Origin of the sequence: Nostoc mirabile CHAB5784 (genome assembly GCF_020829645.1) — a bacterium.
Classification (GTDB): Bacteria; Cyanobacteriota; Cyanobacteriia; order Cyanobacteriales; family Nostocaceae; genus Nostoc; species Nostoc mirabile.
The window spans coordinates 1-9,328 of record NZ_JAIVFS010000182.1 but is presented as its reverse complement, the minus strand read 5'-3'; the positions used below and the strand labels follow the sequence as shown (position 1 = coordinate 9,328).

Annotated in this window: 15 protein-coding genes and 2 pseudogenes; 8 read left to right on the top strand and 9 right to left on the bottom strand. The window is 41.7% G+C overall.

The window, feature by feature from the left end:
• Positions 1-116 precede the first annotated feature (116 nt).
• From LC653_RS46050 to LC653_RS42905, 4 genes are read left to right on the top strand one after another with little or no spacing between them, the layout of a single operon-like run.
• Entirely contained in the window at positions 117-347 is a 231-nt protein-coding gene (locus tag LC653_RS46050; RefSeq protein WP_229501361.1) for a DNA cytosine methyltransferase, read from the top strand.
• A gap of 59 nt (positions 348-406) precedes the next feature.
• The gene (locus tag LC653_RS42915; RefSeq protein WP_308189240.1) at positions 407-814 is read left to right on the top strand and encodes a DUF1392 family protein; all 408 of its coding nucleotides are present in this window, start codon (positions 407-409) and stop codon (positions 812-814) included.
• Complete coding sequence (locus LC653_RS42910; RefSeq protein ID WP_229501360.1) at positions 811-1,032, top strand: hypothetical protein; 222 nt, start codon at positions 811-813, stop codon at positions 1,030-1,032. Before LC653_RS42915 ends, LC653_RS42910 begins: the two co-directional genes overlap by 4 nt.
• Positions 1,025-1,189 carry a hypothetical protein gene (locus LC653_RS42905; protein ID WP_229501359.1) on the top strand — a complete coding sequence of 55 codons (165 nt, stop codon included), beginning with the start codon at positions 1,025-1,027 and terminating at the stop codon, positions 1,187-1,189. The genes LC653_RS42910 and LC653_RS42905 overlap by 8 nt, the downstream gene beginning before the upstream one ends.
• A 203-nt stretch (positions 1,190-1,392) precedes the next feature.
• Here the strand turns inward: LC653_RS42905 and LC653_RS47700 are convergent, their stop codons facing one another.
• Genes LC653_RS47700 through cas5 form a run of 3 tightly spaced genes read right to left on the bottom strand, consistent with a single transcriptional unit; the run spans position 1,393 to position 3,073 of the window.
• Complete coding sequence (locus LC653_RS47700; RefSeq protein WP_372478297.1) at positions 1,393-1,545, bottom strand: type I CRISPR-associated protein Cas7; 153 nt, start codon at positions 1,543-1,545, stop codon at positions 1,393-1,395.
• Positions 1,546-1,547: 2 nt separating this feature from the next.
• Positions 1,548-2,741 (bottom strand): type I-C CRISPR-associated protein Cas8c/Csd1, encoded by a 1,194-nt coding sequence (locus LC653_RS42895; RefSeq protein WP_229501362.1) that lies wholly within the window; start codon positions 2,739-2,741, stop codon positions 1,548-1,550.
• Positions 2,675-3,073: a CRISPR-associated protein Cas5 gene (gene cas5, locus LC653_RS42890; RefSeq protein ID WP_229501357.1), complete on the bottom strand. Its 399-nt coding sequence runs from the start codon at positions 3,071-3,073 to the stop codon at positions 2,675-2,677. The genes LC653_RS42895 and cas5 overlap by 67 nt, the downstream gene beginning before the upstream one ends.
• Before the next feature lie 39 nt (positions 3,074-3,112).
• Here cas5 and LC653_RS42885 point away from each other — a divergent pair, with 39 nt between their 5' ends.
• Together LC653_RS42885 and cas3 are read left to right on the top strand one after the other, a co-directional pair.
• A complete protein-coding gene (locus tag LC653_RS42885; RefSeq protein WP_229501356.1) occupies positions 3,113-3,769 on the top strand; it encodes a CRISPR-associated endonuclease Cas3'' in 657 nt (218 codons plus the stop codon).
• A 210-nt stretch (positions 3,770-3,979) separates the two neighbouring features.
• Complete coding sequence (cas3, locus tag LC653_RS42880; RefSeq protein WP_267923427.1) at positions 3,980-5,389, top strand: CRISPR-associated helicase Cas3'; 1,410 nt, start codon at positions 3,980-3,982, stop codon at positions 5,387-5,389.
• Between the two features lie 94 nt (positions 5,390-5,483).
• Here the strand turns inward: cas3 and LC653_RS42875 are convergent, their stop codons facing one another.
• The 6 genes from LC653_RS42875 to LC653_RS42850 all read right to left on the bottom strand — a co-directional run bounded on the left by LC653_RS42875 (position 5,484) and on the right by LC653_RS42850 (position 8,255).
• Entirely contained in the window at positions 5,484-5,774 is a 291-nt protein-coding gene (locus LC653_RS42875; protein WP_229501354.1) for a DinB/UmuC family translesion DNA polymerase, read from the bottom strand.
• 323 nt (positions 5,775-6,097) lie between these two features.
• Positions 6,098-6,328, bottom strand: a complete 231-nt coding sequence (locus tag LC653_RS42870) for a hypothetical protein (protein WP_229501353.1) — start codon at positions 6,326-6,328, stop codon at positions 6,098-6,100.
• A 25-nt stretch (positions 6,329-6,353) separates the two neighbouring features.
• Complete coding sequence (locus LC653_RS42865) at positions 6,354-7,103, bottom strand: peroxiredoxin-like family protein (RefSeq protein ID WP_229501352.1); 750 nt, start codon at positions 7,101-7,103, stop codon at positions 6,354-6,356.
• A 32-nt stretch (positions 7,104-7,135) separates the two neighbouring features.
• Positions 7,136-7,492, bottom strand: coding sequence for a hypothetical protein (locus LC653_RS42860; RefSeq protein ID WP_229501351.1), 357 nt, complete (start codon positions 7,490-7,492; stop codon positions 7,136-7,138).
• Entirely contained in the window at positions 7,473-7,823 is a 351-nt protein-coding gene (locus tag LC653_RS42855; RefSeq protein WP_229501350.1) for a DUF5674 family protein, read from the bottom strand. The genes LC653_RS42860 and LC653_RS42855 overlap by 20 nt, the downstream gene beginning before the upstream one ends.
• A gap of 93 nt (positions 7,824-7,916) precedes the next feature.
• Positions 7,917-8,255, bottom strand: a complete 339-nt coding sequence (locus LC653_RS42850) for a hypothetical protein (protein ID WP_229501349.1) — start codon at positions 8,253-8,255, stop codon at positions 7,917-7,919.
• A gap of 167 nt (positions 8,256-8,422) precedes the next feature.
• Here LC653_RS42850 and LC653_RS42845 point away from each other — a divergent pair.
• Together LC653_RS42845 and LC653_RS42840 are read left to right on the top strand one after the other, a co-directional pair.
• Positions 8,423-8,929: pseudogene (locus LC653_RS42845) on the top strand (CHAT domain-containing protein); the annotation flags it as partial.
• Between the two features lie 51 nt (positions 8,930-8,980).
• A pseudogene (locus tag LC653_RS42840) lies at positions 8,981-9,328 on the top strand (ISAzo13-like element transposase-related protein); the annotation flags it as partial.

The window sequence follows — 9,328 nt, the reverse complement described above, 5'->3', positions numbered from 1 at the left end:
TTTGTGGCGATCGCTTCCATGACACTGCATCAAGGACGACCGCCTGACCCCTCCTCGACTGTTCAATAACTTTCAAAGCTGTAGCCCTTATTCCGTATAGCTTAGAGCTTTTCTTAGTGCCATTCGGCTGTAACCGTAGTAAGTTCGCTGATATCTGGTTGCCTGATGGTACAGTCAAGTCTTTGTCTATTGAGGGGGCTGCAATCTTGCAAGGCTTTCCCAGTTGGTACGAATTCCCCAACGAAACTGCTACGGCGGGGTCAATTATCGGCTATTCTGTGCCTCCTTCTTTTGCAACTCAATTATTCATGTCAGCACAAAGTATTTTGAAAGGAGCGAGCGTATGACTAATCTTGTCCAAAACTTGGAGCAGTGCTGGTACATTTCTCCACCTTGAGGGAAACGAATCCCGCCTCTGCTGGTCAGTCTGTTAGAGCGAGTCTATGTTAAATCTGCCAAAGCTTTCGGTTATTGCACTGGCGTGGAGTGGTCAGAAGGTGGCTGGAAATACGAAATCTTCACTCTTCATAACAACATTACTGTTTTAGAAAGTGAACTTATTGGCACAGGCAACTTACAACCGAACACTAAAGAAAAACCTGTGTTCCGACTCGGTGAGTTAGTCGAGTTTCGGTTTCATGGTGATGGCCCACCGATTCGTATTGTCCAGGGCATACAACTGATTAACGATTGCTGGTTCTACAGTATCGAGTGGATGTCCCCTGCTATATCGGAAAGAGGCGATGAGGTTTTTACCTCAGTAGATTCCATAGCGCGGGTGAGTGATTACGATTTGGAAAGGGTGCGATTATGACGGTGTACACCTCATTCTACCGTGGCGAAATCCGAGGCGAGGCTGTTTCAATTTCCTTGTACCCTCCCAAAAACTGGAAAGGCAAACACCTTCCACTATTCACGCCAACTCCAGAACTCCTGAAGCGGTGGAAAGTATCAGCCCAGGATACCGAAGCTGAAAAAAGAGTACGAGCCTCAGTTTCTGCTGGTTCTTCAGGAGCGGCAACAGTTGATTGAGCTTTGGGTGCAAAGACAGCAGCAGGCCAGTGCAGATATTACCTTGTTGTGTTCCCTTGAAGATCGGGGATTTCTGTCACAGGCACATCGTCGGGCGGGAGGTGGTACTGCGATCGCTGCCGAAACTGTGGGGTGGAGAAGTTGGGTTAGTGGCTAATCAAATGTCCACAATTGGGACACAAAATGGGTTTATACTCACACCTACCGAGTTAAATAAGGGTAACGGTTTAACCGATACCCAGGCTCCTCACAAAACACCAAGTAAACAATATTACAACTTTGTTGCCAAGTCAACCACACCACAATCCAGCAGTGATAAAGGTACAACAACCCAAACCATCGTCCTTTCAAAGGAACAATCTACAGTTGAATCCTTGGGTACTGACAATGACAAGTCTGTGGATCAATCCGGGGTTGATTGCCAGCATCAGGGTCGCCGTTGGGATTCCCGTCAAGGCAATCAAAAAGCAGAATGGCATCGTGTTTTTTAGTTGGATCTAAATGTATAGTCATAGTTACTCCTCAGATTTAGTGAAAAATTCGGCTCGACGAATACCCCAGCCGAAGAAAAAGCAGGATTGAGCTTTGACATCAAAAGTGTCGGGCAAATCAATAGATGGGTCGAAGCTCTGACCAAACTTAGCAAATTCCGCATCAAGTGCTTGTTTTATACGAAATAGCAAGCCACCGCCATCTTTATCCTCCAGGTGGTGAGCAATGCACCCATAATAAAGACGGGGAAAAACTTGGGCTGGTGTAGTAGAGAGTGCTTTTAATGACCTTGTAATGTTGGTTTCTTCTTTTTTAGAGTTTTGCGCGGTCACTTGCGCTCTATGCATCAAAAAGGCGATACGTCCTAAAATGTATGCAACTTGCTCAGGTGTGGGATGTTTGTTTAATTCAGGTAATGTTGGCATAGTGTCGTTTGTAGTTAAATAAAAAGCTAAAGCTTGCGCTCGATCGGGCGATCGCATAACATCTTGTTCTTGACAAATTCGGTTCATAACGCGGATAGCGTATTCATCCGGCAAAGGTGTACCGAGCAAAGCAGCCTTAACTAAAGCAGTGGTGATTTTATCGGTGTAATCCTTAGCTGGGTCAAGAAATGCACTATTACGCAGTACCCATATAGGTCTAGCTTTGGTTTGAGGTATTAGCTCCTGACATTGGACAAATCGTTGAACGCTGGATTTAATTTGCTCTGAAGTACGTTGATCCCAACTGCTAAGAGCAACTCTACCCCTATTGCCTTTTAGTGCAGCTAAATAAAAATGACGAGATAGAGCGCGATCGCTTGGCAGTTTACTGGGGTTACCAGGAACTACAAAGATACCTTGAGCAGCTGAGGGGTCATCCCATAACTGCGGAGCAATACCTTCACCTTCCACATCTCCCCAAAAAACAAACGCCTGTTTACCAATATTTTTATGATTAGCATCTCTAGACATCAACATCTCTAGGGTTTTGTGGAACCGAATAGCAGACTCAAATCCAATAGGGGCGTTAGCGTTACCTTCCCATCCGTATGATTGGTAAGCTGTTTTATCAAAACTGGTAATAGCAGCGCCAGAAGTAGAAGAACCCGGTACACCTTTGACCATCATGGGCATCTTGCGACTAACAAGACTAGTGTTTTCGCCCGTCAGCAGGCAGATGCCAGAGATAGTGTCTTGCTTACTTGCATAATATTCACCCCACCATTTTTTGATAGCTGGTCGCTTGCTGACTTGTTGACCATTACGTGATTGCGTTGAGCGCGATCACTTGTGGCGTAATAATTACCAATGCCTGACTTTTGCATCCAGCTTTTAGCAACCCTTGGGCTTTGCTTGGATTCAACCATATTACGCTGCATGGTCATTGTCTGAATCGGATTCAACACTGTAATAGAGTTGATTTTGTACTTGATTTCCGGTTTCCAGAAAATCGACTCCAACATCCCTAGCGCTGCCGTTGATGTCAGTGTTATATAGGTATGGGGTTCAGCTTTATACTCTGGACGGGTGAATAGCGCCCATTCTCCCCAAAACTTAACTTTCATGTTTTACTAAACAAATTAACTGATCCGTTGTAACAATGTATGGATTTTTTGGCAAGAATTACTGAAGATAAACGAAAACAGTTATTGTCAACCCATTTACTGCAAGTTGCCAAAAAATGCTCAACTACAGCATCTGATACATTTCAAGATGTTGCATACTATGCAGGGCTTTGGCATGACTTAGGAAAGTATAGGCAGGAGTGGCAAAAATATTTATTGGGAGATGGTAAACGTGAATACCATGCTCCTCATGGTGCAATGCTGGCACTGAGGAATTCTGATAAAGTACCTGCGATCGCTTACATCATTGCTGGTCATCATACAGGATTACATGATAAGGCTCATCTCGAATCCAGAGATTTTGAGCAATACGCTCAAGGATGGGGACAAGCAGTAGAAGCCGCGAAACAGGAAATACCAGATTTTGTACCCGAAAAACTCCCAGACATTAACTTAGCCTATAATCGTCGTGAGTTTGCTATTAGGATGTTATTTTCTGTTTTAGTAGATGCAGACAGGTTCAGTAGATCGAAAAGTTTTCCAGAACCCTTACCAGCTGTTCATTTAAGTTTAGGAACACAATTTGTCGCAATCCTGTTAGAGTCTGCTTTTCAAGGAACGGGTGTTGTTGGTGGGTTAAGAGTGCAGTGCAAGCGATCGCGATCATCAGCCCCAAAATGTCGGCTGAAACCCTGATTATTTCGTCAACTTACAAAAGTTTTCGATCTACTGAGGTTAAATGCTCAGACATTTGAAAGCCTCCAAGATTGGGAGGCTTCTACATCTGATTTACAATACAGTTTCAATGCTCATTGCTTTAATTTCCCAAGCCTTGCCCAAAAAGAAAGCATTGGCATTGATAAAATTCGCAATGTCTTTGCTGAGTATTGTATCAGTGCAGCCAAGTTGCCTAAAGGAATATTTCGCCTAACTGGTGCTTGCGGAGTTGGAAAAACTATGGCTAGCGCTAGATTTGCTGCGCTCCATGCAGAACATCACACTATGAGCGGCGTGGTTTACGTCGGGCCACTCAAAAGCATTATTGAACAAACTGCCTTTTTGTATCGTGAGTGGTTTAATAAAGAAAATGTACTAGAGCATCATTCAGGCTTTGAACCAGAGTCGCAAGATTCTAAACACTACAAGCTCAATACTGAACGATGGGATAAGCCAGTTATTGTTACTAGTGGTGTGCAGTTTTACGAAAGTTTGTTTGCTCATTCTCCAGCTAAATGCCGAAAGTTACAAGGGTTAATTAACAAAGTAATTCTAATCGATGAAGCACAAACTATACCTAGTCATTTAGTCAGACCAATTTTAGATGTCCTGAAAGTACTAATGCAAGATTGGGGATGTACTGTAGTTTTAATGAGTGCTACTCAACCTGCTTTTGGAAATCTTGTTGAAGATAATGCCTACGATATTATTCCTAATGAACACTCTTGTAACTTTTTTAACAAGTTGAATCGTGTAACCTATCATTTTGTTGAAGATATTTGGAATTGGACTGATATAGCTCAAGATATTCAAGCCTCAGAAAAAAGAAAAGTTTTAATCATTGTTAATACAACTAAATTAGCTTCTGAAGGTTACTATGAATTATCAAAAAAGATTCCTGGTAATTGGTTTCATCTCAGTTCCAAGATGTGTCCTGCCCATCGGTCTGAAGTACTGTCACAGGTAAAGCCACTTCTAGAAGTGGGTGAATCTTGTTTCCTTATTAGTACTCAACTAATTGAAGCTGGAGTTGATGTTGATTTTCATAGAGTTTACCGTCAATTAGCACCGCTCGATTCTTTAATTCAGTCAGCAGGAAGATGCAATCGCCAAGGAGAAAGAAATAAGAATGAAAGTATTCTTACAGTTTTTTCTTTGAATGCAATAGATCCACCAGGTTATATACACGGAGTTAATATTACCAAAGGCATTTTAAGAAGATTTGATCTGAACCAGGAATTGCTAGAAGCTGTCAAGCAGTATTTCCTTAATTTTTTTCATGAAAATCATGATGGAGGCAAAGAAATTAATTATTTGCGAAGCGTGTATAACTTCCCAGAAGTAGCTAGGCAGATAAATGTAATTGATGATTTTAACCAAATCTCAGTCGTTGTCAACTGGGGAGATGGCAAGCCAATTATTGAAGAATTGAGCCAGAAAGAATTTTTAAACGAGCAAGACTGGAGAAGGGTACAAGCATTTACTGTAAATATTCAACAAAAAGGTGATTTATCTTCTGTTATCAGATTAAATAATGGGCTTAATCTTTGGCCAGAAGGGGCTTATAACGAATGTGGAATACAGCTATCTACATCTTAAAAACCTTTAATATACATCGAACGGCACTAAGAAAAGCTGTAAGCTATGTGGAATAAGCAATACAGCTATTAATGCTAGAAAGCGAACGGCATCGCTAAAATATAATGCCTGCATTTTGAAATAGTGGCAGTTGAATGACTTGGGTTTGTTTGGCGTTATCCAAATTGGACAAGGAAATGCCCAGCAACCTGATACTGCGATTCTCCAGATCAATCGACTCAAACAGCGCTTTGGCTATCTCAAAAATCGTAGAGAGTTCACTGATGGGAGCAAGCATTGTCTTACTGCGCGTTATCTGATGATAGTCAGAAAACTTGACTTTCAGAGTTAATGTGCGTCCTCGCGTTTCGTGCTGCTCTAACCGTTGCTCGACAAGAAAGGGCAATCTGTTCGAGTTCTTGCAACATTTCACTATGGTCAGTTAAATCGAGAGCAAATGAGGTTTCTGCATCAACTGACTTACGAACCCGATTCGCCTCAACGTAACAATTTGCAATTCGCAATTCGCAATTCGCAATTATTACACCACACCTAGAGGTGAGGGCTTGAATATTGATAAGTATTACGTGTTTATTTCATAAATAAATTTAGGAGCAAGTTGTTTGGTGAAGTGGCGCGATTTTGATGGGTTTACCCATGAGCGATCACTATTCATAGTTTCTCAGATTGAGCTTTCAATAGCGTAGACTTGTATCTGAAATTAATCAATTATTCTATTATGTTCACAATTGCGAATGGGCGAAAAAGCGAATGGGCGAAAAAGCGAATTGCGAATTGTAAGGTCACCTCTCCAATGCCGTGAAACTTTTCAATTGGTAGCTGTTCTACAAAGGCGATCGCATCCTCCGGTAAAATCACCGTTAGTCCATTGGGCTTATTTTGGCCTGATGCCATTTTTGCAAGAAACTTGTTAATCGACACACCCGCAGTTGCCGTCAACTGAGTTTCCTGGAAAATTGCAGTTTTAATATATCTTGCGATCGCGATGTGAGTAAATTAATTGTCCTTGAGAATCAAATAGAAAAGTTCCCCCGCGTTGTGTCAAACAAGATGAATCTGGTACATAAATCTTCCAGTTGCTCAAAACTTCGGTCATGTTTCGCAAGCGCAGGGTTGCTAATTCAAAAGGACGCTGAAAGCCTTTTCCTCCAACAGCTTTGAAAAACGCACCTTTTATTGGTGGTAAAGATGTACCTTTCACAACTTCCTCATCAGCAATTAACTGAGGAGCATTATAATCACCTTTATAACCCCGAAAAACTTCCTTGAGAGTTCCTGGACTACCAATTCCAGCACACATTAGCATTAAATTGAGCCAAGCGTTTTGTGAACTTGTTAACATTGGAAATTGTATGGTCAGACCTCGATAAAGACCTAAAAGCCTGTGAATTTCAGCTTTTGCATCTACAAACAACCATTCTTGAGGAAACCCCGTATATTCGCAAAACTTGATTCCAGAATTGCGGTTTCCAATTCCAATAGCACGAATTGTGATTCCTCTTGCTTCGATCTGTTCTTTGTCTTTGACCAGCCACCAAGCATATTCTAAATTATCAAAATCTCCCAACTGCGACCAAATAAGTACGAGCAACTTTGAAGTATGGGTACAACCATCTAAAACAGGTTTAATCTCTCCATCGCTAACTCGCAAGCGTTGAGTTTGACTCAAAATTGAGTAAATATCTGGAGAATTGGAGCGTGTTTGAGTATTCATGTAGGCGAGGGCAACAATCTTTAAATAAAATTTTAGATGGATTGAGACAATAACCCTGACATATCTAATACTCGTTCTGACCAAGCACTAGATTGTTCGGACATTTTTCTACGTTCGCTATCATCAGACCAAATACTATCAAAAGTTAATTTCCATTGTGCCAGTTGAACTTGAATATTAACTAGTTCTTCGGCATATTCCGGTTCAATTTCTGCTGCTGTCCATTCAATAAACCATATAGTTTCATCTGCCACACTCTCAACAGCTTCTTTATAAGTAGTGTTACAAAATGTCCTAATCCTTGCTAAATTGGAAGCTATGTGTCCTAAGCGAGTTGATGTATTGTCACTTTGAAATCGTACTTTTTTTTCATCTAATTTCTGGTTCATATCCCCCAATTAACTCCTGAGTAATTTTTTTAACACGTTCTCGAATCGCTGGAGCTTGAATTAACATGGAGCGATTATTTTGGCTGGGGCGAATGTTAATAATCGATTCATAGGCGATTGATTGGTCAAAAGGAGTCCAATCAGCACCCCAGATATCTCGCTGTCTACTACCATCTTCGAGCAATGCTGCTTCACAGAAGGCGTGTTTCTCTCCTCCTCCAGCTAAAATCCCTTTTTCAATGTCTACTGCCACTTTAATGTAGACTCGCAAAGTTTGCAGCATTAACTCCACTTGTTCGAGAGTTGCTCTTTCCCTGATAATCAATACCAAAATTTCACCCCTACCTGTGTAAATGCACAAGTCCAAATTCTACTTTGTAGAATCCCTTGAATCCCTCAATTAATCCCTTACAGCATTGTTGCATTATGGTATGATTTCCAACTCCAAAACACTCAGCACTTTCTCCTCTAAAGCCGTCAAATAACCACGGTTCAGCTTCCCCAGCGACTCCAGAAACTTCTGCACTGATTCTTCCAGCGAACTGGAATACACCCGACTAATGCGATCGCATATCTCCTGCATCTGCTGACATTCGGCAGGTAGGTAATTGAACGATTTGAGATGCCTCAGCCCAACTGTCAGTTCACCATCACAAGTTCTTACAGTACAGCTAAAGTCATTCACTTGAGTGACAATCGCCCAGCAACCGCCCTTGCCTCTGAGTTCGGGGTTGTCCTTGGCTAGAATTTGGTAGAGTTCCATAAAGTGTAAACTGCGATCGCCGTCAATAAACTTTCAAACCGCAATTTTTAATACTTGAGAAAGTATAAAAGAAAACTTTTTAGGACAAGATATCGTTTTTAATGGTAATTAAGCGTTATTTAGCGGGATAGCTCTGCTTTTCGGGGTGCGGTAATGACCTTAATTAACTGCTTAATCTCATTCCTTTTGCTGCTTTAGTCGATTCACAAAATCAGTATTTAGGCGATATCTACACTATTAGCTATCTGACCTCTGGGCGTGACCTATTGCGATTGCAAGTTGAAGGGAGCGATCGCCCAATTCAACAAGATGCTGTGATTATTGCCAATCCAGACCTTTATGGGATGCACATTGAAACAGAAGCGATCGCTTCTTTTCTCCAAAATGCACTACTGCTAAAAGACACCCAAGCAATTAAAGAAACGTTGGAGCAGTATTCTCCCACCATTCTCCACATTGCAGCCCACGGCTTTTTTAGTCGGTCTACAGACAACCCAGCTCTCAACGAGAATCCACTTTTACGTTGTGGTCTAGTACTAGCAGGAGACAATACTGATCAGAGCAACAATGAAAAGGTTGTGTTAACATCTCTGGAAGTGACAGGACTAAATTTGCGCGGCACTCGTTTGGTAGTACTCTCTGCTTGTGAAACAGGGCTAGGGGGTGTTTTGGATGGCGAGGGAGTGTACGGATTACGTCGAGCCTTCGTTATTGCCGGGGCTGAAAGCCAAATAGACCCTACTTTTAAAAGCCAAAGACTATATACACGCCTTTCTGCCGCGGAAGTGAGGCATCAATTAATTAAGAAATTTGCTTATGCAGATGAAGAATTACCAACTTCAGAAACAATTCGTGTCAAATTAAATGATTTAGGGTATCGCCTCAAAAGGGTTGCCAAAATTCAACCTCAAAAAAAATTCCCGAAACTGATGCAATCTTTGAGCAATTAGCTATAGTTCACCAAGAAACTTCAGAAGAGCCAAGCGTTTTACGCTTAAGTTTGGATGCCAAAGCTCGTGTCAATATCGGCTCCTTTGATCGTGGTGGTAGAAATCGAGTACCAACGGAAACTG